The following is a 22,778-nucleotide window of genomic DNA, read 5'->3' as shown; positions in this document are numbered from 1 at the left end:
GCTCCTCGAGGGTGGATGGAGCGACCTCAGGCGAGAACGACCTCTTCGGCGACGATCGCCGCTTGCACGCCCGGATCGTCCTCCATGCGGCGAGCGAAGCGCATCAGATGCTCCAGGCCGTACAACCCGATGTCCAGGTCGGCCGCCCAGCGCAGGATCACCAGCAGGTACGGGTCAGCGATCGAACGCGTGCCGACCAGCCAGTCGCGGCCGGCCAGCTGCTCGTCGAGTCGTGCGAGACAAGCTTGCAGGTGGCGCCGTGCGCCCTGGGCCGGCGCGCTCAGCGGCAGGGTTCTGGCCAGAAAGAACGACGCCGGCAGCAACGGCAGGAACGCCTTGTGCACGTCGCCGTCGAGAAAGCTCAGCCAGCGCATCACTTCGGCGCGCCCGCGCGGTGATCCGTCACCGAACAGCCGCGCCTCGGGATGCAGATCGGCGAGGTAGCCGAGAATCGCCGGGTTCTCGCGAAGCACGAAGTCGCCGTGCTCCAGCATCGGCACCGGGGTTGCCTCATCGTGCCTGCGGTACGCCGGCCACTCCGCGCTGTCGTCGCTGATCTGCACCGCGCGGTACGGCGCGCCGATCCACTCGAGCACGATGTGCGCGGCCAGCGAGCAGGCGCCCGGCAGGTAGTGCAGTTTCACGCCGCCGCTCCGCGGCGATCGCGTGCCCAGCGGGCGAACCAGGTGTCGAAATCCTGCCTGCCCAGCATCGCGCCCTCGCCAGGGAGCAGCGTGCCGGCTTCCAGCACTGCACCGAAATACGGCTCCTGCGGATCCGCCACGACCGTGCGCGAATCCCCGGTGGCGGTGAGGAACCGCTGCACCCATTGCGCCATCGGTGCCTGCTGCGGGCCGCCGATTTCCACCGCCCCGTGCACCGGCGCGCCCAGCGCGCAATCGGCCACCGCGGCGGCGACATCCTCGGCGGCGATGGGCTGCATCAGCCCGCTGGACATGCGCAGCGGCTGGCCCAGCTCGACTGGGCCGGCGATGGCGCTGAGAAACTCGAAGAACTGCGTGGCCTGGACAATGGTGTAGGGAATGCCGGCCGCGCGGATCAGCGCCTCCTGTGCTGCCTTGGCGCGGATATAGCCGCTCGCGGCAAAGGCCGGCCGCCCGGTGCCCACCACCGACAGCGCCACGTGATGCTTCACTCCGGCGCGCTGTTCTGCGGCGGCAAGATGGCGGCCCGCGTTCTCGAAGAACGCCAGCACCGCCTGGTCTTCGAACGAGGGCGAATTGGCCACGTCCACCACCACGTCGGTGCCCGTCAGCGCCGCGTCCAGCCCTTGCCCGGTAACCGCGTTGATGCCGGTTGATGGCGCGGCGGCCACCACCTCGTGCCCGCGCCGGCGCAGGCGCTCGACGACCTTGCTGTCGATCAGTCCGGTACCGCCGATGACGACGAATTTCATGGGAAGCCTCCGCGGGCGTGGGCGCCAGTGGCGCGGGATGAAGGCATGCTAGGCGCGGCCGGCGGTGCCCGGTAGCAACGCGGCTGGGCTCACCGTGTTGCCCCGGAGGCACCAATCGGCGGGCCGGGTCAGCCGCGGTCCGCGCCGACGGCTTCGCGTGGTGCGCGCGCCGTCGTGTCGGGCATGGGCGTGAGGCCGGTGGCGCATTCCAGGTCCAGCGCGCGCACGGCGGTGATCATGTAGTCGATGAACACGCGCACCCGCGCGGGCAGCTGCAGCCGGCTCAGGTAGCACAGGTAGTGCCCGCGATCGTCCGGCGCGTACGGCGTGAGGCAAGCCACCAGGCGACCGGTGCGCAGGTGGTCGCTGACCAGGTAGCCGGGTAGCTGCGCGATGCCGTGGCCGTCGAGGACCGCCTGCAACACCAGCTCGTCGTCGTTGAACGTCCAGCTCGACGAGGGCAGGAGCCTCTGCACCCGCCCGCCCACCCTGAACTCCCACTCGCACATCCGCCCCGACGACGCGCGGGAGGTGATGCAGCGGTGTGCGGGCAGGTCTTCCACTTGCCGCGGCAGCCCTTGGGATTGCCGGTAGGTGGGTGCCGCGCAGACCAGCATCGGCATGGGAATGAGTTGCCGGGCCACCACCTGGCTGTCTTCCAGGCGCCCGTCGCGGAAGGCGAGATCGACCCGGTTCGCGCTGAAGTCGATGGCGCGGTCGTCCAGCGTCAGGTCGATGGCGATCTGTGGATAGCGGTCGCGAAAGCCGTGCAGCAGCGGCGCCACGATGCGCCGTCCAAAGTTACTCGTGGCGGCGATGCGCAACTGCCCGCGGGGCGGCCCCTCGCGCAGCTCGCGCATGTCTTCCAGCGCCTGCACGATTCGCTCCACGCCGGGGTGGCAGTTGCGGTAGAACAGCTCGCCTTCGCGGGTCAGCGCGGTGTGGCGGTTGGTGCGCTGGAACAGCCGCGCGCCCAGCTGGGCTTCCAGCTTCTGCACGCTGCGGCTGACCGCGGAGCGGCCGATGCCGAGGCGATCGCCGGCGCGGGCGAAGCTGCCTTCGGTCGCCACGGCGATAAACGCCACCACGCCCGCATAGCTGGAGGAAAAGGTGGCGGCGAGCGCGTCCTGCTGGGCGCCGTTGAGTTGGGCTTGGGCGTCGGAGTTCATCGTCGTTTCCGGTCAGGTCGGCGCCAGCAGCGGCGCGTTCGATGCCGGCAGCAGCCGGCCCCACCGATCAGACGTCCGGGTCGCGAGATTCGTGACACCGCCGCGATTGTTTCCTGCGCAGAAACACGAGGAGCCCGTGGCCGGATCTACCGGGCGGAACACCGCGAACCTAGGCTGGCCCTGTCTCGTCACCGAGCGCGAGCCGCGTCTTCGCCCCCACGCACACGTCCCCCAAGCCCACCCATCCCCCACCTACCGAGGATTTGAATCATGGCCCAGCGAATCGACTACCAGCAGCAGGCCCCCGAGCTGTTCAAGAAGCTCGTGGCCATCAGCATGCAGGCCGCCCAGAGCGGCGTGGGGGCGACCATCGGCCATCTGGCCGAGATCCGCGCCTCGCAGCTCAACGGCTGCGCCTTCTGCGTGGACATGCACGTGAAGCAGGCGCTGATTCACGGCGAGCGCCCGCTGCGCATTCATCACCTGGCGGTGTGGCGCGAGTCGCCGCTGTTCTCCGATCGCGAACGCGCGGCACTGGCCTGGACCGAGGCGCTCACGCAGTTGCCGCCGCACGGTGTGTCGGACGAGCTCTACGCCCAGTTGCGCGAGCAGTTCTCCGAGAAGGAGCTCACCGAGCTCACCTACACGGTGATGGCGATCAACGCCTGGAACCGCATCAACGTCGCCTTCACCAGCGTCCCCGGTTCCGCCGACAAGGCCTACGGGCTGGACAAGGCCGGCCTGGCCTGACGCTCCCCAACCGGCACGCCGACGGCCGTACCGGTCGCCGCTTCCACGACCCGCGCTCCGCGCGGGGCACTCTGAGAGAACACACCCATGCGCATCTTGAAGACATTCGCACCGCTGTTGCTGCTTGCCACCGGCGCCGTGGCCGCACACCAGACGCATCACGCCGCGCCCGCCTCGGGTGCACCGATGGCCCAGGTTTCGGAGCTGATGACCCAGGCGCTGAAGGACTACCCGGGCAAGGAAGGCAAGATGATCCTGGTGACCTATCCGCCGGGCTCGGTCGACCCGATCCATCGCCACAACGCCGAGGCCTTCGTCTACGTGCTCGAGGGCCACATCGAAATGGGCCTGAACGGCAAAAAGCCGGTGACGCTGGGGCCGGGACAGGCCTTCCACGAAGGACCAGCCGACCTCCACACCATCGGTCGCAACGCCAGCAAGACCGAGCCGGCCCGCTTCGTGGTGTTCCTCCTGAAGGATCAGCACGCCCCAGTGCTGATTCCGCAGCAGTAAACGCTGCACGAGACAGCGTCTGGCCGCACGCTCCTGGCGCGTCCGCTAACGCGCCAGGGGCGTGATCGCTATCAGCACTCGATCACGTTCACCGCGAGGCCGCCGCGCGAGGTTTCCTTGTATTTGTCCTTCATGTCGCGCCCGGTGGCGCGCATGGTGGCGATCACCTTGTCCAGCGACACGCGATGCTTGCCGTCGCTCTTGAGCGCCATGCGGCTGGCGTTGATCGCCTTCACCGAGCCCATCGCGTTGCGCTCGATGCAGGGGATCTGCACCAGGCCGCCGATCGGGTCGCAGGTGAGGCCGAGGTTGTGTTCCATGCCGATCTCGGCGGCGTTCTCCACCTGCCAGATGCTGCCGCCCAGTGCGGCGGTGAGGCCGCCGGCCGCCATCGAGCAGGCCACGCCCACCTCACCCTGACAGCCCACCTCGGCGCCGGAGATCGAGGCGTTTTCCTTGTACAGAATGCCGATCGCGGCGGCGGTGAGCAGGAAATCGACCACGCCGTGCTCGTCGAAGCGCGCGCAGAAGTGGCGGAAGTACATCAGCACCGCCGGCACGATACCGGCCGCGCCGTTGGTCGGTGCGGTGACCACGCGCCCACCGGCGGCGTTCTCCTCGTTCACCGCCAGCGCGTAGAGATTGACCCAGTCCAGGATCGTCAGCGGGTCCTTCAGCGCGGCCTCGGGTTGGCGGCGCAGGTCCTCGGCCATCGCCGGGGCCCGGCGCGTCACCTTCAGCCCACCGGGCAGCACGCCGGGCGAGCGCAGGCCGCGCGCCACGCAATCCTGCATCGCCTGCCAGATGGTGAGCAGGCCGGCGCGCGTCTCCGCCTCGGGCCGCCACACGCTCTCGTTGGCCAGCATCAGCTGGGCGATGGTCAGACCGTGCTGTTCGCACAGCTTGAGCAGTTCGTCGCCACTGGAGAACGGGTAGGGCTGTTCGGTGGTATCGGCGACGATGCGGTCTTCGGCCGCCTCGTCGTGGTTCACCACGAAACCGCCGCCGACCGAGTAGTAGTCGCGCGTGGCCAGCTCGTTGCCCTGCGCGTCGTAGGCAGAGAAACGCATGCCGTTGGTGTGGAACGGCAGCTTCTGGCGCTTGTTGAACACCAGGTCGGCCTTCTCGTCGAACACGATCTCGTGCTTGCCGAGCAGGCGGATGCGGTGAGTCTTGCGGATGCGCGCCAGCGTGTCGGGAATCGTGTCCGGATCGACCGTGTCCGGGTGCGCACCTTCCAGCCCCAGCAGTACCGCCTTGTCTGTGCCGTGGCCGCGGCCGGTCATCGCCAGCGAGCCGAACAGTTCGGCGCGCACGCGCGTCACGCGGTCGAGCACGCCCTTCTCTTCCAGCCAGCGCTCGCCAAAGCGTGCGGCGGCACGCATCGGTCCGACCGTGTGCGAGGACGAGGGACCGATACCGATCTTGAAGAGGTCGAAAACGCTGACGGCCATGAATGCGCTGCGGAAGAGTGGGGAAGGACCGCTATTCTAGGCGCTCCCGCCGGCCCGGCGTCTGTACGCCCGCGTGTGTTGATGAGCCACCTGATCCTCTACCAGCGCGACTACTGCCACCTGTGCGATATGGCCTTGGCCGTGATGGCCGAGGCGCGCGCGCCGGATTTCGACAGCGAGTGGGTAGACGACAGCGCCGAACTGGAAGCACGCTACGGCACCCGCGTGCCGGTGCTGCGCGATACGCGCGACGGGCGCGAGCTGGACTGGCCGTTCGATGCGGCGGCGGTGCGACGCTTTCTGGCGCCTGCCACCCGCGACTAGCGAATCGGCCGCGGGCGGCCACCCATCCACATGATCGACACGCCGTGGCGATCAGAGTGGATCGTCCCGATCAACCGGCCCCGCCGCCATGAAATGGTCACGCCGCACTGCCTGGATCGTCTTCGTCATCGCGCTGCTGGTGATCATCGGCGTGGGCTTCTATCGCGCCGCGATCCATGAGGAGCCGCGGCCAGAAACCGCTCCGGCTTCGTCGAATCCGCCGGGATCGCCTGCCCGCTAGCGCGCGTCGTTGCAACCATCGCACCGACGCGTCGGCGGCCGCCGGCTATTTCGCGATCAGGTTCAAATGCGCGGTGACTGTGACCTCGTCGGCGATCACCGAGGTGTCGGCGTAGTCGCCGCCGCCCACGCCGAACTCCAGCCGCTTCAGCGCGCCCTTCACGTCCAGCGTGGCGCCGGCGGTGGTCGGCTTGAAGTCCACCGTGAGGCTCACCGGCTTGGTCACGCCGTGCAGGGTGAGGTTGCCGTCGGCGGTGACGGTGTTGCCGTTGCGATGGAACGCGGTGGTGACGAAGTGCGCCTTGGGAAACTGGGCGACGTCGAAGAAGTCGCTGCCGGGCAGGGCGGTGTCGCGGTCGTTGTCGCCGGTCTTGGCGCTGGCGAGGTCTACCGTGACGTCGAACTTCGACGCGTCGAGATGCGCGGCGTCGTAGGCGATGGCGGCATCGAACTTCTCGAAGTGGCCGTCGAAGCCGGAGCCCTGGAAATTGCCGTGGAAGGCGAGCGTACTGCCGACGCTCTGCACGGTGTAGTCGGCGGCGCTGGCGAGACCGGGCAGGGCGAGGGCGCACAGAAGCAGGGCGAGACGCGTCATGGTCGATCTCCTTGGAAGGGAAGGCATCAGTTGCGCGGGCGGCCGAACGGCAGCATCCGGCGCAGCACATTGTCGTTGTCAAACACGTGGTGCTTGAGCGCGGCGCCGACATGCGCCACCAGCACCAGCAGCAGCGCCCAGAACAGCAACTCATGGGCTTCGTGCGCGAGATGGGCAAGCTCTTCGTTCTTGCCGGCGATGGCCGGCAGGTTGAACAGCTTGAAGTACTGCAGCGGAAAGCCGCGCAGCGAGTTGAACCACCAACCGGTGAGCGGCAGCGCCACGATCATCAGGTACAGCACGCCGTGCACCGCATGCGCGGCCAGCTGCTGCCAGCGTGGGCCGGGTTCATCCTTCGGGCGACGGTCGAACGCGCGCCACACCAGCCGCAGCGCGAACAGCGCCAGCACCGTGAGGCCGATCGACTTGTGCCAGGCGTACACGCTGATCTTGCTCATCGACGGCGTCATGTCGGTCATCAGCAGCCCCCACACGCCGTTGACCAGGATGGCCAGCGCCATGATCCAGTGGAAGAACTTCGCGACGCTGCCCCACTGGCGGTCGGTACTGCGCAGACTCATGGCGATCCCTGGGTGGAGGAAGAAGCGGTGGCCGGTGCTGCGCCGTCGTCGCGGATCGCCTCGATCTCCATGCGTACCAGCACCTGGTCACCGATGGAATTGGCGAACGCGGTGATGCCGAAGTCGCGTCGATCCAGCACGGCGGTGGCCGAGAAGCCAGCCACCGTGTGCAGGCCGTAGACGGTACGGGCGAGGCGGTTGAACTGGAACGGCACATCCACCGCCTTCGTCACCCCGCGCAGGGTGAGCTGGCCGTGGATCACGCCGTGGCTGTCGTCGGTGCGCTCGACCGAGCGGCTGACGAAGTGGGCATAGCGGTGGCCGGTCGCATCGAGCAGCGAAGGCTTGAGCACGGCCTGGTTCCAGTCCGTGTCGCCCATGTCCAGGCTGTCGAGGTCGATGTCCAGCTCGGTGGCGGAGTTTTCCCAGTGGTCGGGATCGAAGCGCAGCCAGCCGCGGGCGATGTGCAGGCGCCCCCACGGCCGCGAATAGCCGTCGTGGGTGATGTTGAAGAGCACCTGGCTGTGCACGGTGTCGAAGCGGTAGCTCTCGCTGCCCGCGCGTGCGGGCGCGGCGGCACCGAGCGCAAGGGCGGCGAGGACGATCCATGCGGGCAGGCGCAACGTCATAGCGAAAGTCTGGCCGAAGAGCGATGACGGTTCCAGCGCGGCGGGTGGAACAGATTGTCTCGCCTGCGCACCCCTGGTGGCCGCTGCTGCAAGCCAACGCGCAGACGCTAGGAATCTCTGATAGATCGGCCGCCGGCGTTTTTTGGCATGATCGTGCGCTCGCGCCTCGTTTGAAGGCGCCGCCGGCCGCTGGTTTCGATCGTTCGGGCCGAGCATGTCCGCAGGGGGATAGCTCATGGTGTCGTGGGTGCTGGGACTGATGTTGGCGTTTGCCACGCCTTCGAGCGGCAGCGCCGCATCTGCCGAGCCACCGGCACAGATGGCCCAGCCGCTGGCCACACCCCAGTTCCGCCGCTACGGCCTGGCCGATGGCCTGCCGGGGCCGATGGTCTATACGGTAGTGCAGGATCATCAGGGTGCGATGTGGTTCGGCACCACCGGTGGCATCGGACGCTACGACGGCGTCGGCTTCACCGTGTTCCGTCACGACGTGGACGATCCGCACTCGCTGCCGAACAACCAGGTCTACACGCTGTACGTCGATCGCAGCGGTCGGCTCTGGGCCGGCGGCGTATCGGGCGGACTGAGCCGCTATGAGCCGGCCAGCGGCGGCTTCACCAACTGGCAGCACGACGCCGACGACCCGGCCAGCCTCGCGCACGACGAAGTGTGGTCGATCGCGCAGACGCCCGACGGCCGGCTGTGGGTGGCCACCCAGGACGGGCTCGATCGCCTGCGCAGCGACGGGCGCCGCTTCGAGCACATGACCGACACCACGCTGCCGCCGGACCTCGCGCCGCGCGGCTTCGGTCCCACTCGCGCGTTGCTGGCCGAAGGCAACGGCCGGCTGTGGATCGGCAGCGAGCGCGGCATCTACCTGCGCAGTCCGGACGGTGCCTTGCGGCGGGTGCCGATCGATCCCGCGTTCCATGGCGACCTAAGCAAGATCTGGCGGATCGAGGGCGGCGGCGACGAGGTGCGGGTCGCGACCAGCAGCGGACTGCTGCGCATCGGCCCGGATGGCGTGGCGCGGCCGGTATCAGCCCTGCTCACCGGACTGCGCTCGATGAGCAGCGTGCGCGATGCCCGTGGCCGGCTGTGGGTAGGCACGCTAAATGGCGCCTGGCTGGATGACGGCGACGGCAACGGCCGTCTGTTCACCGGCCACTCGCTGCTACCCGGCGGCCTGCCGGCCGACGGGGTCTGGCAGATCACTCGCGATCGCGAAGGTGGCCTGTGGTTTGCCGTGGCCGACGGTGGCGTTGCCTACCTCGGCCCGGGCTGGGACGGCTTCAGCCGCATGACCCACGTGCCGGACGACCCGACCAGCCTTGCCACCACCGCAGCGGAGGTGGTGCAGGCCAGTCGCGACAACCGGCTGTGGGTGGGCGAGGTGGGCGGCATCGACAAGCTCGATCCGGCCACCGGCGCCGTCGAGCACGTGGTGGCGCACATGCCCGAGTCGTTGATCTCGATGGTGGAGGATCCGCAAGGACGTCTGTGGGCGGCCGGCCAGGGCGCGCTGTACTTGGTGCAGGGCGACCATGTGCAGCCGGTGGACACCGCGCCGGCCGGACTGACGCGGCCCACCCGCCTGGTCTACTCGGACGATGGCCACGTCTACGTGGCGGCGTGGGGCGAGGGCATCTTCGCCATCGACACCCGCACCCGCGCGATCACCCCGGTGCCGATGCCGGATGTGGCCGACGTCGGCATCGTCTCGGTGTTCGCGATGCACGATGGCGACCCATGGTACGCCAGCGCCGCCGGCCTGATGCGGCTGGACCGCGGCCGCCATCGCATGGTGTTCGTCGAGGGCGTGCCGCACCGTTTCGTGATGGCCGTGGCCTTCGACCGCACGGGCTTCTGGCTGGCCTGGGAGAACGGCCTGGAGCATTACCGCTACGCCAGCGGCCACGCGGTGAGCGATCGCGTGGTGGCGGTACCGGCCGAGTGGCAGCGCCGCGACATCCTCGGGATGCGGGCCGATCGCGAAGATTGCCTGTGGCTTTTCGCGGCGCAGGGCCTGTGGCGTTTCGATCCGACCTCCGGCGCGTTCACCCGGTTCGGGCCGCAGGATGGCCTGCTGCAGGGCGAATTCAACAACGATCGCACGGCGATGCTGGCCAACGGCATGATCTACGGCGCCACCAAGGGCGGGGTGGTCGGTTTCAGTCCCGAGCGGCTGGCGGCGCGCCCTCCGGCGATCGTGGCGCCGAACGTGTTTCTCAGTGCGGTCAGCGTGCGTCGGCGGGGCGCCGCGCGCGCGTTGCCTGTGGACGGCCAGCCGTTGACGCTGGGCTGGCGCGACCGCGACCTGCGCGTGGTGGCCCGTGCCTCCTCGTTCGTCAATCCCGCGGGCAACCGCTTCCGCTTCCGTCTCGACGGTTTCGACAGCGGCTGGGTGGACGTCGGTCCGCACGGCGAGCGCGAGTTCGCCGGGCTGGGTGCCGGCGACTACACCCTGCAGGTGATGGCCGCCGCACCGGGCGGCGCGTGGGGCACGCTGGCCACGCCGCTGGCGATTCACGTCGATGCGCCACCGTGGGACCGCTGGTGGGCGTGGCTGGCCTACGCAGCGATCGCGGGTGCGCTGGCCGCCTCGACCGCACTGGCTTGGCGCCGTCGCCTGGCGCAGCGTCACCGCATCCAACTGGCCGAGCAGCAGCGTCATCTGGCCGAGCGTGCCAACGCGGCGAAGACGCAGTTCCTGGCCACGCTAAGCCACGAGATCCGCACGCCGATGACCGGCGTGATCGGCATGGCCGAGCTCCTGCTCACCACCCCGCTGCGCCCGGACCAGAGCGACTACGCACAAGCCATGCAGCGCTCCGGCACGATGCTGCTGAAGCTGCTGAACGATGCGCTCGACCTGGCGCGCATCGAGGCCGGCCGCTTCGTGCTGGAGCCGGCGCCGTTCAACCCGCGGCAGTTGCTCGACGACGTGGCACGACTGGTTGCCGGGCAGGCGCGCAGCAAGGGCATCGCCTTCGCGCTGGAGCTGGCGCCTGACCTGCCGAGCTCGCTGCTCGGCGATGCGCTGCGGATCGAGCAGATCCTGCTCAACCTGGTCACCAATGCGATCAAGTTCACCGAGCGCGGCAAGGTCACGCTCGGGGCGCAGCGCACGGCCGACGGTGTGATGTTCAGCGTGGCCGACACCGGCCCGGGTATCCCGGAGGCCAGCCAGTCGCGCCTGTTCCAGCGCTTCGAGCAGGAGGACAGCCCGCAGCGTCGCGCCGGCAGCGGACTGGGCCTGGCGATCTGCCGCGAGCTGGTGACCCTGATGGGCGGCTCGATCGAGCTGGAGTCGCGCCTGGCGCATGGCAGTACGTTCCGTGTGCGGCTGCCGCTGCGGTCATTGTCTTCGCCCGTGCCCGGCGCCGCGCCGCCGGCGATGAGCCTGCGCGTGCTGCACGTGCTTTTGGTGGAGGACGACGTCACCGTGGCGGCGGTGATTCGCGGCCTGCTCGAGCGCCAGGGGCACGTGGTCACCCACGTCGGCAACGGGCTCGGTGCGCTGGTCGAGCTCGACGCGGGCCCGTTCGACCTGCTGCTGCTGGACCTGGACCTGCCCGGCGTGGACGGTTTCCAGCTGGCGCGGATGATCCGCCAGCGCGAGCCGGCGGGCGATCGCCTGCCGATCGTGGCGATCACCGCGCGCTCCGGCGGCGACGAGGAGCAGCGCAGCCGCGAGGCGGGCATGGACCACTTCCTGCGCAAGCCGCTCTCGGGAGAGCAACTGGCGCGCGCGATGGAAGTGGCGATCGCGGCGGCCGCGCTGCCGGTGTGACGCCCCGCGCACCGCCGCGACGCGGGCCTTTGCGTGCTGGTTTTGGCATCATCGGCGGCGCCATGGCTGGGATGGCGCAAGGGGATCGCATGTTTCTACCGCTGGTATGGGCCATCGGCCTGCTGGCCGGCCTGGCTGCCGCGACGGCCGCCGCCGCGCCGCCTGCCGCGGCGCCCCCGGCCGCGACTGTGGCCGCGGCTTCGGCTGCCCTGGGCGGTGCGCTGCCCACGCCGCAGTTCCGCCGTTACGGCACCGCCGAAGGCCTGCCCAGCAGCAGCGTCTACGCCGTGGTGCAGGACGCCAGCGGTGTCATGTGGTTCGGCACCAAGGGCGGGCTGGCGCGCTATGACGGCGTGCAGTTCCAGGTGTTCCACCATGTGGCCGGCGACCCCACCTCGCTGCCGCACAACACGGTGGGCGGGCTGCTGGTGGATCGCCAGGGCCGGCTGTGGACCAGCGGCCTGGAGGCGGGCCTTAACCGCTACGACCCGGCCACCGGCGGCTTCATGCACTGGGCGCACGATCCCTCGGACCCGGCGAGCCTGGCGATCGACAAGGTGTGGACGATGGCGCAGACCGCCGACGGCACACTGTGGGTCGGCACCGAGGAAGGCCTGGACCGCATGCGCGGCGATGGCCGCCGTTTCGACCACGTGCCCGGTCCGCCGGTTGACGATGGCGAGCCGGATCATTTCGGTGCGGTGGCCGCGCTGTTCGTCGATCGCCACGACCGGCTGTGGATCGGGAGTTCGCATGGCGTGTTCCGGCGCGATCCGGACGGTCGCATCCGGCGCATCCGCCCCGCAGATCCGGGCGTGCTGATCGACGCTTGGTCGATCGATGGCAACGCGGGCGACGACGAGATCCGCATCGCCGCCAGCCGTGGGCTGTTCCTGGTTGGAGCGGATGATGTGGCGCGCCCATTCGATACCCCCGGCCTGCCCGACACCAACATCATGACCAGCGCGCGCGATTGCGCCGGACGGCTGTGGATCGGAACGCAGAAGGGCCTGTACCTGCAGGAGCACCCGCACGCGCCGCTGATTGCGGTGATCGACAAGCCGGTGATGTACGGCAACCTGCCCGGCAGTTGGGTGTGGAAGATCACCGTCGATCGCGAGGGTGGCTTGTGGTTCGCGCTGTTCGATGGCGGTGTCGCCTACCTGGCGCCCGGCTGGCACGGCATGAGCCGCTACACCCACATCCCCGACGACCCGGACAGCCTGCGCGACTCGATGGCCACGGCGATGGCGCGAGCACGCGACGGCCTGCTGTGGGTGGGCGAGCGCGGCGGCCGGGTGGACAAGCTCGAGCCGTCCACCGGGCGCGTGCAGCACGTGCTGTCGGGACTGCGTGGCGACGTGCAGGGCATGACCGAAGACGCCGACCACAATCTGTGGATCGCCACCAAGGGCGCGCTGTACCGCTACCACGGCGGCCAGCTGGACCGCGTCGATCCCGATCAGGCGGCGCTGCGCACGCCGCTGGAGGTCGAGGCCGGCCCGGCGGGACGCCTGTACGTGCGCACCTTCAACCAGGGCCTGTTCCGCATCGATCCGCGCACCCTGGCGGTGACGTCGGTGACGATCGACGGCGGCAACGATCGCGCGCGCTGGGGCAGCCAGATGACCCTGCGCTTCGGCGTGTTCTGGTATGCCGGCGACGGCGGTCTGTACCGGCTCGATGCGGCGCGGGACCAGTTCAAGCCGGTGCCGGGCGTGGACAACGACCGCGCCGTCGACGCCTTCGATACCTCGCCCGATGGCTTCTGGCTGGCGCGGCCGGACGGACTGGAGCACTACCGGCGCGTGCCCGACGGGCTGCAACTGGATCGTCGCGTGGGCGCCGCCGAGGGCTGGCCGTCGATCAACGTGGCCGACCTGCGCATCGACGCGCACAAGCGGGTGTGGATCTTCGGCAGCGACGGGCTGTGGCGGTTCGATCCGGGCAGCGGCCGCTTCCGCGTGATGGGCCTGCAGGACGGCTTGGCCAACGGCGAATTCTTCCGCGGCTACAGCCGCCTGGAGGACGGCACGATCTACGCGCCCACGTTCGGCGGCGTGGTGGGATTCAACCCGGACCTGGTCGGCGACCGGCAGGGCGCGCCGCCGCTGCTGGCGATCACCGGCGTGCGCGTGCGCCGCCACGGCAAGCTGCACGAGCTGCCACCGGATGGCACGCTGAGCGTCGATTGGCGCGATCGCGAAGTGAGCGTGGTGGCGCGGCTAGTGTCGTACGTCGATCCGGCCGCTAACCGCTACCGCTTCCGCATGGTCGGACTCGATCCGGGCTGGGTCGACGTCGATCACCGCGGCGAGCGCGAATTCGCCGGCCTCACGGCGGGCGACTACCGGCTCGAGGTGATGGCGGCCGGCGCCGACGGCCGCTGGATCACGCTGGCGCATCCGCTGCGCATCCACGTCGATGCGCCGCCGTGGGAACGCTGGTGGGCCTGGCTGGCGTATGCCATCGCCGCCGGGCTGCTGGCGATGTTTGTGCTCGCCCTGTGGCAGCGGCGCCTGGCCCAGCGGCACCGCTTCGATCTCTCCGAGCAGCAGCGCCAGCTCGCCGAGGCGGCGAGCGCGGCCAAGACGCGCTTCCTGGCCACGCTCAGCCACGAGATCCGCACGCCGATGACCGGCGTGATGGGTATGGCCGAGCTATTGCTCGCCACGCCGCTGCGGGCGGACCAGAACGACTACGCGCACGCCATGCAGCGCTCCGGCGCGATGCTGCTCAAGCTGCTCAACGACGCGCTCGACCTGGCCCGCATCGAGGCCGGCCGCTTCGAGCTGGAGCCCTCGCCGTTCGACCCGCGCGAACTGCTGCAGGACGTGGCGCGGCTTACGCTCGCCCAGGTGCAGGGCAAGCGCATCGGCTTCTCGCTGGAAGCGTCGGCCGACCTGCCGCCGGCGCTGCTGGGCGACGCCACGCGCATCAAGCAGATCCTGCTCAACCTCACCGGCAACGCGGTGAAGTTCACCGAGCGCGGCAAGGTCACCTTAAGTGCGCGCCGCCGTCATGGCGACGTGGAGTTCAGCGTCAGCGACACCGGCCCGGGCATTCCCGAGGCCAGCCAGTCGCGGCTGTTCCAGCGCTTCGAGCAGGAGGATGGCCCGCAGCGTCGCGCCGGCAGCGGCCTGGGGCTGGCAATCTGCCGCGAACTGGTGACCCTGATGGGCGGCTCGATCGAACTGGAATCGCGCCTGGCGCAGGGCAGCACGTTCCGCGTGCGGCTGCCGTTGCCGGAGGCCGCCGAGGAATCGACCGCCGAGTCGGTGATGCCGGCGGCGCCGGGCGAGCGGGCGCGGGTGCCGGTATGCCGCGTGCTGTTGGTGGAGGACGACGCCATCGTGGCGGCGGTGATTCGCGGCCTGCTGCAGGCGCAGGGGCATCGCGTCACCTACGTCACCCACGGCCTGGGCGCGCTGGCCGAACTGAGCAACGCGCGCTTCGACCTGATGCTGCTGGATCTGGACCTGCCCGGCGTGGACGGTTTCCAGGTGGCGCGGATGGTGCGCCAGCGCGAAGTCGCCGGCGAGCACCTGGCGATCGTGGCGATCACCGCGCGCTCCGGTGGCGACGAGGAGGCGCGCGCGCGCGCCGCGGGCATGGACGGGTTCGCGCGCAAGCCGATTTCCGGCGCGCAGCTGGCCGATGTCATCGAGGCGGTGCTGGTGCAGTTACCGCGCGAGGAAGCCATCGCTGGCCCGGCCAGCTGAGCGTCATCGCCGGCGCCCGCCACCGGCTCACATGTCGAACTTGTTCACCTGGAAACCGAGCCGCGCGTATTCGCGCCAACGCGTGCGCGAGCCGTCGCGCTCGGCCGGGTCGGCCGCCACCACTTCGAGCACGCGCTCGAAGCGCCCGGGGGCGCAGCCTTCGCGCAGGTTGACCACCAGCGGCCGGTCGGCGGTGTCGATGCCCGGCGGCACGATCAGCACCGCGGTGTCCGCATCGTCGTCGTCACCGGCGAGCTGGTGCGGGATGAAGGCGTCCTCGTCGAACGCCCACAGCAACTCGTCCACCGCCTCGGCCTGCTCGAAGTCGCGCACCAGGATCAGCGTGGGCTGCTGTGCGGCGAACGCGCGGCGCGCCAGCTCGCACACCAGCAGCAGCGGCTGCTCGCGGAAGCGCGGCTTGTCGATGAGGTAGAAGTCGGCGCGGGGCATCGGTCGTGGTCGCGTGCTCGTGGCCGTCATTCCAGCACAGGCCGGAATGACGGACGGGTCGGGGGTCAGGCGTTGACGCGGTCCAGCAGCCACTGCGCCAGCAGCGGCACCGGGCGGCCGGTGGCCAGACCCTTGCGACCTTCGTCCCACGCGGTGCCGGCGATATCCAGGTGCGCCCAGCGCTGGCCCTCGGTGAAGCGCGAGAGGAAGCAGCCGGCGGTGATCGCGCCCGCGCTCTTGCCGCCGATGTTGGCCACGTCGGCAAAGCCCGATTCGAGCTGGGTCTGGTAGTCGTCCCACAGCGGCAGGCGCCAGGCGCGATCGAGCGTGGTCTCGCCGGCGGCCAGCAGCTCGGCGGCGAGGTCGTCGTGCTTGCTCATCAGGCCGGTGGCGTGCTTGCCCAGCGCAATCACGCAGGCGCCGGTGAGCGTGGCCGCGTCGATGATGGTGTGCGGCTTGTAGGTCTGTGCGGTCCAGGTCAGCGCGTCGCACAGGATAAGGCGACCCTCGGCGTCGGTGTTGAGCACCTCGATGGTCAGGCCCGACAGGCTGGTGAGCACGTCGCTGGGGCGGTAGCTCTCGCCGTCGGGCATGTTCTCCACGCTCGGCACCACGCACACCAGGTTGGTCTTCACGCCCATCTTCACCGCGGCGACGAACGCACCGAGCACGCCGGCGGCGCCGCCCATGTCGAACTTCATCTCCTCCATGCCCGGGCCGGGCTTGAGGCTGATGCCGCCGGAGTCGAACGTGACCCCCTTGCCGACAAACGCGTAGGGCGCATCGCCCTCGGCACCGCCCTTGTATTCCAGCGCGATCAGGCGCGGCTTGTTGACCGAGCCGCGGCCCACGGCGAGCAGCGAGCCGAAACCGAGCTTCTCCATTTCCTCGTGGTCGAGCACGCGGCAGCTCACCGTCTCACCCTGGGCGGCGGCGAAGGCCTGCGCCTGTTCGGCGATGTAGGCGGGGTTGCAGATGTTCGGCGGCAGGTTGGCCAGCTCGCGGGCGAAGCGCACGCCCTCGGCGATCGCCACGCCCTGATCCAGGCCGGCCTGCGCCTCGGCGCCGGCCGCGAAGGCCAGGCTGGCCAGCTCCGGCTGCGCGCTTTTCTCGCGCGGCTTGAAGGTGGCGGTGTAGCGGTAGCTGGCGTGGTCGGCGGCCAGCACGGCGGTGCGCACGCGCCAGGCGGCGTCGCGGCCGGGTACGTCGATCTCGGTGAGATAGGACACCGCGCCGTCGATCGGCAGCCGGCCCAGCGCCCGCGCTGCGTCGGCGTTGACGCGCTGGTAGCGGGCGGCATCGAAGCCCTTCTGCTGGCCCAGGCCCATCACCAGCACGCGCTTGGCGGCGATGCCTGCGGGAGCAAACAGCATGCTGGCGCTGCCGCCCTTGCCGGTGATGTCGCCGCTTTCCACCTGCCGCTTGATCGCCCCGTCGGCCGCGCTGTCGATGCGCGCCGCCGCGCTGGAGAGCACGCCGCCTTCGTACACGCCGACCACCACGCAGGGCGTATCGACGGTTTCCGGGGCGGTGGAGGCGAGGCTGAACTGAAGCGTCATCGGAGGGTCCTGCGGTAGGCGCCGGCACGGCCGGACAGGCTAGACTTGCGGTTTGCCAGCGCCCCCGTGGGCGCGGCGCAAGCCTCTGATTCTATCGCATGCTGAGCATCCTCGACCGTTACTTCCTGCGCGAGCTGGGCCTGACCATGGCGGCCACGGCCATCGTGCTGGTGACGGTGCTCGCCGGCAGCACCTTCGCCCATGTGCTGCAGCAGGTGGCCAACGGCAGCTACCCGGCCAGCGTGATGTTCCAGGTGCTGGGGCTGAACATGCTCGATGGCCTGTCCAACCTGCTGCCGTTGTCCGGCTACGTCGGCGCGCTGTGGGCGATGGGGCGGATGTATCGCGAGAGCGAGATGCACGTGCTGGCCTCCTCGGGCATGGGCGCCCGCGGGCTGTTTCGCCCGTTGGCGATGCTGGCGGTGGTGATCGCGCTGGCGGTGGGGCTGGTGTCTCTCTGGCTGGGGCCGTGGGCATCGCGTACTTCGGCCGCGTTGATCGACGCGGCGAACCGCTCGGTGATCGCCGCCGGCCTCGATGCCGGCCGCTTCACCGAACTGCCGGGCAAGGACGGCGTGATCTTCGTCGACACCCTCAGCCGCGACGGCAGCCAGCTCGGCAAGACCTTCATCGCCACCGAGCGCAAGGGCGGCGACGGCCTGACCCATCTGCGCCTGATCACCGGCACGCGCGGCCAGCTGTACCAGGAAAGCGACGGCAACGGCCGCTTCCTCGGCCTGATCGACGGCTGGCAGTACGAGCTGCCGCTGGGCGCGGACAACTGGCGGCGCATCCGCTACGAGCGCAACGACGCCTCGCTGACCAACGTGCAGGGTGGCGACAGCGACGACGATCCCAGCCATAACCTCGACACGATCGCGCTGGCGCGCACTGACTCCAACGAGGCGCGCGCCGAGCTGGCCTGGCGCATCGGTTCGCCGGTGATGGCGCTGGTGCTGATGATGCTGTCGCTGCCGCTGGCGAAGCAGAATCCGCGCGAGGCGCGCTACGGCCGGCTGCTGCTGGCGGTGCTCGCGTTCTTCCTCTACTACAACCTGCTGGCGCTGTGTAACGGCCAGATCAGCAAGGGTCACTGGCACAGCTCCGGGCCGATGTGGGTGGTGAGCGTGCTGGCCTTTGCCATCGGTGCGTGGATGTTCCGCAACCAGTACCAGCCGCGACGCGTACGCGCGGGCCGCACGCCGCAGGTGAGCGCATGATCGCCCTGCGCCCGCGGCGGGTGGACTGGCTGATCGGCACCACCGTGCTGGCCTCGCTGCTCACCGTCTGGCTGATGATCACCGGGCTGGATGCGCTGCTGCAGTTCCTGCGCCAGCTCGGCCACGTCGGCAAGAACGGCTTCACCCTCGCCGACGCGGCGCTTTACGTGCTGGTGACCTTTCCGCGTCGGCTGTACGAGAACTTCGGCTACGCCACGGTGATCGGCGGCCTGCTCGGGCTGGGCAGCCTGGCAGGCAGCGGTGAGCTCACCGCGCTGCGCGCCGCGGGCATGTCGCAGTTGCGCATCGCCGCCTCGGCGGCGGGCGTGGTGGCGCTGCTCATCGTCGGCGTGGTGATCCTCGGCGAGACGGCGGCGCCGTGGGGCGATCAGAAGGCTCAGGCGATGCAGTTGCGCCAGCGCACGAGCGGCCTGGGCATGGCCGGCTCCACTGGTCTGTGGGCGCGCGACGGCCGTCGCGTGATCAACGCCAAGACCAGCCTGCTCAAGCAGGTAAACGGGCACAACCAGGTCGAGCTGGCGGACGTGCGTGTGTTCACCTTCAGCGAAGACGGCCAGCTCACGCGCTTCGACTGGGCGCAGAGCGCGGAGCACGATGGTCGCCAGTGGACGCTGTCGCAGGTGCGCAGCACCACGCTGGACGACAAGGGCACGCATACCACTCAGGTGCCAAGCATGCCGTGGGATGCGCGGCTCAATCCGCGCGTGCTGGAACAGTCGCTGGTGCAGCCGCAGTACCTGCCGATGCGCGACCTGCGCCGCAACATGAATTACCTCGAGGCGAACGGGCAGAGCCCGGGCGTCTACGCCGTGGCGTTCTGGACGCGCGCGCTGTATCCGCTCAACGTGCTGGTGCTGGTGCTGTGCGCGATGCCGTTTGCGTTCGGCAGCCTCCGCTCGGGCGGCCTGGGCAAGCGCATCTTCATCGGCATCCTGATCGCCATCGCCTGGTACTTCCTGCAGCAGGCGCTGATCAATTTCGGCACGGTCTACGGCGTGCCGCCGTTGCTGGCCAACCTGCTGCCGGCGACCGTGCTCGCGCTCGCCGCCTGGGTGTATTTCCGGCGGCATCGCTGACCCGTCGGCTCAATGCGCGAGCGTGTCCTCGCGGCCGAGCGCCGCGCGGCGCTGTTTCCAGGTCTCGGGCGTCTGTGGCTTGACGAACAGGGCGGCCAGCTCGGGATGTTCGGCCTTGGCGCGCGACTCGATGCGGCCGATGCAGGCCTCGATCTGCGGCGTGGCCAGCGCATCCTCGAACTCGGCACTGAGCGCGGCGACCACGCGGTCCGGCCCCATCTGCACCGTCATCACGCCGTTGGCCGAGCGCACGCCTGGATCGGCCGCCGCGATGCGCATCAGCGATTGGCTCACGCCCGGCCGCGCCGGCTCGCCGATCAGCAGGCCCTTGGTCTCGCGCGCCAGCAGCAGCGCCGAGCAGGCCAGCACCGCGGCGATGCCGAGCGAGGCGATGCCGTCGAACACCGGCATCTGCAGCCAATGCGCCAGCCCGATGCCGGCCAGGGCGATCAGCAGCCCGCTCAGCGCGGCGGTGTCTTCCAGCAGCACGGTGAACACGCTCGGGTCCTTGCTCTGGCGGAACGCTTCGAAGTAGCCGCGCTGGCCCTTGCGCTGGCGGAATTCGCGCAGCGCCACCCACCACGAACCGCCCTCGAACAGCATCGAAACGCCCAGCACGATCAGGCTCGGCAGCGGGTGCTTCATCGGCGCCGGCCTGCGGATGTGTGCGATGCCTTCGTACAGCGACACGCCCGCGCCCATCGCCAGCACCAGCAGGGCGACGATGAAGCTCCAGAAATACAGTTCGCGGCCGTAGCCGAACGGGTGGCTGTCGTCGGCCGGCTGCCGGGCCCGGCGCAGTCCGTACAACAGCAGCAGCTCGTTCACCGTGTCCACCAGCGAATGCACGCCCTCGCTGAGCATCGCCGAGCTGCCGGACACGCCGGCGGCGATGAACTTCGCCACGGCAATGCAAAGGTTTCCGATCAGCGCGGCCACCACCACCTTGTTCGACGACGCATGCGCGCGCGCCTTGCTGTCGGCCATGGGCGATTCCAGAAAGAGGGTGAGCGAGCACCATGCCCGCGGACGCGTCGATGGGCCGTGGACGGCAGTCCGGCCGGCGCCCACCGACGACGATGCCCTGCGTCCATGCCAGCTGAGCGTGCCGACCGGCTTGTCCGGCCACCGCGGCGAGGTCATGCTGCGCGTTCCCTTTTCGGCGTGAGGAGAACGGCAGTGGGCTGGGTGGATCTGCGCAGTGACACGGTGACCCGACCGACCGCAGCGATGCGCGCGGCGATGGTCGAGGCGGCGGTGGGCGACGACGTCTACGGCGAGGACCCCACGATCAACGCGCTGCAGCAGCGGCTCGCCGACGACCTGGGCTTCGAGGCCGGTTTGTTCGTGCCCACCGGCACGCAGTCCAACCTGATCGGGCTGATGGCGCACTGTGAACGCGGCGACGAGTACATCGTGGGCGCTGATGCGCATACCTATCGCTGGGAGGGCGGCGGCGCGGCGGTGCTGGGCTCGATCCAGCCGCAGCCGATTCCGCAGGACGCCGACGGCACCCTGCCGCTGGACAGGGTGGCAGCGGCGATCAAGCCGATCGACCCGCACTTTCCGCGCACCAAGATCCTCGCGCTGGAGAACACCTGGTGGGGCCGCGCGCTGCCGCTGGACTACCTCGCCGCGGCGCGCGCGTTCACCCGCGAGCGCGGCCTTGGCCTGCACCTGGACGGCGCGCGGCTGTTCAACGCGGCGGTCGCCTGTGGCGTACCAGGGCGCGAGATCACGCAGCACTTCGACAGCGTGTCGGTGTGCCTGTCCAAGGGGCTGGGCGCACCGGTGGGCTCGGTACTGGTGGGCTCGGCGGCGCTCGTCGACAAGGCACGGCGCTGGCGCAAGGTCGCCGGCGGTGGCTGGCGCCAGGCCGGCCTGCTGGCCGCCGCATGCACGTATGCGCTGGATCATCACGTGGTGCGCCTGGCCGACGACCACGCTCGCGCCGCGCGCCTGGCCGAGGGGCTGGCGGCGATCCCCAACGTGAAGCTGCTCGGCCAGCACACCAACATGGTCTACGTCGACGTGCCGGTGGACCGGCTGCGCGATCTGGACGTCCATCTGCGTGCGCGCGAAATCCGCATCGGCATCGGCTACACCCCCACGCTGCGCCTGGTCACACATCTGGATGTGGACGACGAGGGCGTGGCGCGCACGGTGGCGGCGTTCGAGGCGTTCTTCGCCGCGTAGGGTGATGGACGGCTTCGGTGCGCCGGTTATGCTGGGCCGACGTTCTTCATGGAAGAGGAGTTCCCGATGCGACACCTGCGCATCCTGTGGCTCGGTGCAGCCGTGATGCTGACCGCCTGCCGGCGACCGGGCGATGCCGCGGCCGGGCAGCCGCAGGCGAGCCTGTTGCCGCCCGATCAGGCATCCGCTCACGTGATCGCGGCAGCCCCGCCCGCCGCGCATGCCGCCGCCCCCGGCGCAGGTTCGCTGCCCGCACCGCCGCCGCCGATCCGTGCAGCTGCGCCGGACGGGGCGATCAAGCCGTTCGACTTCGCTGGAACCTCCGGTGGCGTCGGCCCGGCCGTGTGTCATTTTGACGGGCTCCATCTGCCCGTGGGCGCCAAGGTTTACGCCGCCGGTGGCTACGGCGGCGCGGCGCAGGCGTTCCAGATCGACCAGAGCGGTCATCAGGCCACCCGCATGGACGTGGCGGTGAACCAGCCATCGTCCCCAGTGGTAATGATGCTCGGCAGCTACGAACCCACCGTGTGGAACGTGGGCTGGTCACCGGGCACGCGCATCCTCGCGGTGCTGGTCAGCGGCTATCACCGGCAGGTGATCAACGGCCTGCCATCGGGCGTGCCACGCATCGTCAGCACCCACGACAACCACGGCGCCTGTCCGTCGTTCTCGCTGTCCGGCGATCGTTTCGACTCGCTCAATTCGGTGGCCCGGCAGGTGTTCGGGCGCAACGTCGACATGGTGTTCCCGGCGCGCAGCGGCAAAGTGCTGGTCAGCGAGAGTGGCGCCGAGGCGGGCCGCTGGGTGACCGACCGCGCAGCGCAGGCCGCCGAATCGTTCCGCCTGGCCGATACGCCGCTGGCTGGCGAAGCTGGACTGGAGGAAGCCGTGCGCAAGGGCTATCTGCGGGAGGCGACGCCTGCGGATGCGCGCGATTGGCAGATGGCCGCCGCCGCGACGCGGGGGGCGGGCGATGTGCCGCCGGTGTACGGCGGCACCAAACCCCGGCCGATCGGGATGTATAACGCCTAAGTGGTGCTGAATCCGTTAACCCATCCGGCAGGCCTGT

General features: G+C 69.8%; 19 protein-coding genes. 9 read left to right on the top strand and 10 right to left on the bottom strand.

Features of this window, described 5'->3' with window-relative positions:
- Positions 1-26: 26 nt before the first annotated feature.
- The 3 genes from ACTHJF_RS03290 to ACTHJF_RS03280 all read right to left on the bottom strand — a co-directional run bounded on the left by ACTHJF_RS03290 (position 27) and on the right by ACTHJF_RS03280 (position 2,586).
- The gene (locus tag ACTHJF_RS03290) at positions 27-644 is read right to left on the bottom strand and encodes a glutathione S-transferase family protein (protein WP_440265829.1); all 618 of its coding nucleotides are present in this window, start codon (positions 642-644) and stop codon (positions 27-29) included.
- A complete protein-coding gene (locus ACTHJF_RS03285) occupies positions 641-1,417 on the bottom strand; it encodes an SDR family oxidoreductase (protein ID WP_440265828.1) in 777 nt (258 codons plus the stop codon). Before ACTHJF_RS03285 ends, ACTHJF_RS03290 begins: the two co-directional genes overlap by 4 nt.
- 128 nt (positions 1,418-1,545) lie before the next feature.
- A complete protein-coding gene (locus ACTHJF_RS03280) occupies positions 1,546-2,586 on the bottom strand; it encodes a LysR substrate-binding domain-containing protein (protein ID WP_440265827.1) in 1,041 nt (346 codons plus the stop codon).
- A 270-nt stretch (positions 2,587-2,856) separates the two neighbouring features.
- Here ACTHJF_RS03280 and ACTHJF_RS03275 point away from each other — a divergent pair, with 270 nt between their 5' ends.
- Both ACTHJF_RS03275 and ACTHJF_RS03270 read left to right on the top strand, forming a co-directional pair.
- Positions 2,857-3,336, top strand: a complete 480-nt coding sequence (locus ACTHJF_RS03275; RefSeq protein WP_440265826.1) for a carboxymuconolactone decarboxylase family protein — start codon at positions 2,857-2,859, stop codon at positions 3,334-3,336.
- Positions 3,337-3,423: 87 nt separating this feature from the next.
- Positions 3,424-3,849, top strand: a complete 426-nt coding sequence (locus ACTHJF_RS03270) for a cupin domain-containing protein (protein WP_440265825.1) — start codon at positions 3,424-3,426, stop codon at positions 3,847-3,849.
- Positions 3,850-3,920: 71 nt separating this feature from the next.
- On the opposite strand, the gene ACTHJF_RS03265 is transcribed toward ACTHJF_RS03270, so the two are convergent.
- A complete protein-coding gene (locus ACTHJF_RS03265; RefSeq protein ID WP_440265824.1) occupies positions 3,921-5,303 on the bottom strand; it encodes an L-serine ammonia-lyase in 1,383 nt (460 codons plus the stop codon).
- 81 nt (positions 5,304-5,384) lie between these two features.
- Here ACTHJF_RS03265 and ACTHJF_RS03260 point away from each other — a divergent pair, with 81 nt between their 5' ends.
- Positions 5,385-5,627: a glutaredoxin family protein gene (locus ACTHJF_RS03260; protein WP_440265823.1), complete on the top strand. Its 243-nt coding sequence runs from the start codon at positions 5,385-5,387 to the stop codon at positions 5,625-5,627.
- A 286-nt stretch (positions 5,628-5,913) separates the two neighbouring features.
- On the opposite strand, the gene ACTHJF_RS03255 is transcribed toward ACTHJF_RS03260, so the two are convergent.
- The 3 genes from ACTHJF_RS03255 to ACTHJF_RS03245 are packed head-to-tail and all read right to left on the bottom strand — an operon-like array spanning position 5,914 to position 7,672.
- Entirely contained in the window at positions 5,914-6,462 is a 549-nt protein-coding gene (locus ACTHJF_RS03255; RefSeq protein ID WP_440265822.1) for a YceI family protein, read from the bottom strand.
- A 26-nt stretch (positions 6,463-6,488) separates the two neighbouring features.
- Positions 6,489-7,043 carry a cytochrome b gene (locus ACTHJF_RS03250; RefSeq protein WP_440265821.1) on the bottom strand — a complete coding sequence of 185 codons (555 nt, stop codon included), beginning with the start codon at positions 7,041-7,043 and terminating at the stop codon, positions 6,489-6,491.
- Positions 7,040-7,672, bottom strand: a complete 633-nt coding sequence (locus ACTHJF_RS03245) for a YceI family protein (RefSeq protein WP_440265820.1) — start codon at positions 7,670-7,672, stop codon at positions 7,040-7,042. The genes ACTHJF_RS03250 and ACTHJF_RS03245 overlap by 4 nt, the downstream gene beginning before the upstream one ends.
- Before the next feature lie 235 nt (positions 7,673-7,907).
- On the opposite strand from ACTHJF_RS03245, the gene ACTHJF_RS03240 reads away from it, so the two are divergent.
- Both ACTHJF_RS03240 and ACTHJF_RS03235 read left to right on the top strand, forming a co-directional pair.
- Positions 7,908-11,465: a two-component regulator propeller domain-containing protein gene (locus ACTHJF_RS03240; RefSeq protein WP_440265819.1), complete on the top strand. Its 3,558-nt coding sequence runs from the start codon at positions 7,908-7,910 to the stop codon at positions 11,463-11,465.
- Between the two features lie 89 nt (positions 11,466-11,554).
- Positions 11,555-15,187 (top strand): ATP-binding protein, encoded by a 3,633-nt coding sequence (locus ACTHJF_RS03235; protein ID WP_440265818.1) that lies wholly within the window; start codon positions 11,555-11,557, stop codon positions 15,185-15,187.
- Positions 15,188-15,214: 27 nt separating this feature from the next.
- On the opposite strand, the gene ACTHJF_RS03230 is transcribed toward ACTHJF_RS03235, so the two are convergent.
- Positions 15,215-15,637: a DNA polymerase III subunit chi gene (locus ACTHJF_RS03230; protein WP_440265817.1), complete on the bottom strand. Its 423-nt coding sequence runs from the start codon at positions 15,635-15,637 to the stop codon at positions 15,215-15,217.
- A 65-nt stretch (positions 15,638-15,702) separates the two neighbouring features.
- Positions 15,703-17,196 (bottom strand): leucyl aminopeptidase, encoded by a 1,494-nt coding sequence (locus tag ACTHJF_RS03225; RefSeq protein WP_440265816.1) that lies wholly within the window; start codon positions 17,194-17,196, stop codon positions 15,703-15,705.
- Between the two features lie 98 nt (positions 17,197-17,294).
- Between ACTHJF_RS03225 and lptF the strand changes: the two genes are divergently transcribed.
- Complete coding sequence (lptF, locus tag ACTHJF_RS03220) at positions 17,295-18,416, top strand: LPS export ABC transporter permease LptF (protein ID WP_440265815.1); 1,122 nt, start codon at positions 17,295-17,297, stop codon at positions 18,414-18,416.
- Positions 18,413-19,513 (top strand): LPS export ABC transporter permease LptG, encoded by a 1,101-nt coding sequence (lptG, locus tag ACTHJF_RS03215; protein WP_440265814.1) that lies wholly within the window; start codon positions 18,413-18,415, stop codon positions 19,511-19,513. Before lptF ends, lptG begins: the two co-directional genes overlap by 4 nt.
- A 9-nt stretch (positions 19,514-19,522) precedes the next feature.
- Here lptG and ACTHJF_RS03210 read toward each other — a convergent pair whose 3' ends face one another.
- Positions 19,523-20,500, bottom strand: a complete 978-nt coding sequence (locus ACTHJF_RS03210; protein ID WP_440265813.1) for a cation diffusion facilitator family transporter — start codon at positions 20,498-20,500, stop codon at positions 19,523-19,525.
- Between the two features lie 192 nt (positions 20,501-20,692).
- Here ACTHJF_RS03210 and ltaE point away from each other — a divergent pair, with 192 nt between their 5' ends.
- Positions 20,693-21,709 carry a low-specificity L-threonine aldolase gene (ltaE, locus tag ACTHJF_RS03205; protein WP_440265812.1) on the top strand — a complete coding sequence of 339 codons (1,017 nt, stop codon included), beginning with the start codon at positions 20,693-20,695 and terminating at the stop codon, positions 21,707-21,709.
- A 66-nt stretch (positions 21,710-21,775) separates the two neighbouring features.
- On the top strand, positions 21,776-22,741 hold the full coding sequence (locus ACTHJF_RS03200) for a hypothetical protein (RefSeq protein ID WP_440265811.1): 966 nt from the start codon (positions 21,776-21,778) through the stop codon (positions 22,739-22,741).
- The last annotated feature ends 37 nt before the right edge of the window (positions 22,742-22,778 follow it).

The sequence above is a fragment of the Dyella sp. genome (assembly GCF_051962475.1).
GTDB lineage: Bacteria > Pseudomonadota > Gammaproteobacteria > Xanthomonadales > Rhodanobacteraceae > Dyella_A.
This window is presented reverse-complemented; position numbering and strand designations above follow the sequence as displayed.

Coding starts and splice junctions, on each gene's coding strand:
- ACTHJF_RS03285 (WP_440265828.1), bottom strand. CDS start 1,417: ATGAAATTCGTCGTCATCGGCGGTACCGGACTGATCGACAGCAAGGTC.
- ACTHJF_RS03280 (WP_440265827.1), bottom strand. CDS start 2,586: ATGAACTCCGACGCCCAAGCCCAACTCAACGGCGCCCAGCAGGACGCG.
- ACTHJF_RS03275 (WP_440265826.1), top strand. CDS start 2,857: ATGGCCCAGCGAATCGACTACCAGCAGCAGGCCCCCGAGCTGTTCAAG.
- ACTHJF_RS03270 (WP_440265825.1), top strand. CDS start 3,424: ATGCGCATCTTGAAGACATTCGCACCGCTGTTGCTGCTTGCCACCGGC.
- ACTHJF_RS03265 (WP_440265824.1), bottom strand. CDS start 5,303: ATGGCCGTCAGCGTTTTCGACCTCTTCAAGATCGGTATCGGTCCCTCG.
- ACTHJF_RS03260 (WP_440265823.1), top strand. CDS start 5,385: ATGAGCCACCTGATCCTCTACCAGCGCGACTACTGCCACCTGTGCGAT.
- ACTHJF_RS03255 (WP_440265822.1), bottom strand. CDS start 6,462: ATGACGCGTCTCGCCCTGCTTCTGTGCGCCCTCGCCCTGCCCGGTCTC.
- ACTHJF_RS03250 (WP_440265821.1), bottom strand. CDS start 7,043: ATGAGTCTGCGCAGTACCGACCGCCAGTGGGGCAGCGTCGCGAAGTTC.
- ACTHJF_RS03245 (WP_440265820.1), bottom strand. CDS start 7,672: ATGACGTTGCGCCTGCCCGCATGGATCGTCCTCGCCGCCCTTGCGCTC.
- ACTHJF_RS03240 (WP_440265819.1), top strand. CDS start 7,908: ATGGTGTCGTGGGTGCTGGGACTGATGTTGGCGTTTGCCACGCCTTCG.
- ACTHJF_RS03235 (WP_440265818.1), top strand. CDS start 11,555: ATGTTTCTACCGCTGGTATGGGCCATCGGCCTGCTGGCCGGCCTGGCT.
- ACTHJF_RS03230 (WP_440265817.1), bottom strand. CDS start 15,637: ATGCCCCGCGCCGACTTCTACCTCATCGACAAGCCGCGCTTCCGCGAG.
- ACTHJF_RS03225 (WP_440265816.1), bottom strand. CDS start 17,196: ATGACGCTTCAGTTCAGCCTCGCCTCCACCGCCCCGGAAACCGTCGAT.
- lptF (WP_440265815.1), top strand. CDS start 17,295: ATGCTGAGCATCCTCGACCGTTACTTCCTGCGCGAGCTGGGCCTGACC.
- lptG (WP_440265814.1), top strand. CDS start 18,413: ATGATCGCCCTGCGCCCGCGGCGGGTGGACTGGCTGATCGGCACCACC.
- ACTHJF_RS03210 (WP_440265813.1), bottom strand. CDS start 20,500: ATGGCCGACAGCAAGGCGCGCGCGCATGCGTCGTCGAACAAGGTGGTG.
- ACTHJF_RS03200 (WP_440265811.1), top strand. CDS start 21,776: ATGCGACACCTGCGCATCCTGTGGCTCGGTGCAGCCGTGATGCTGACC.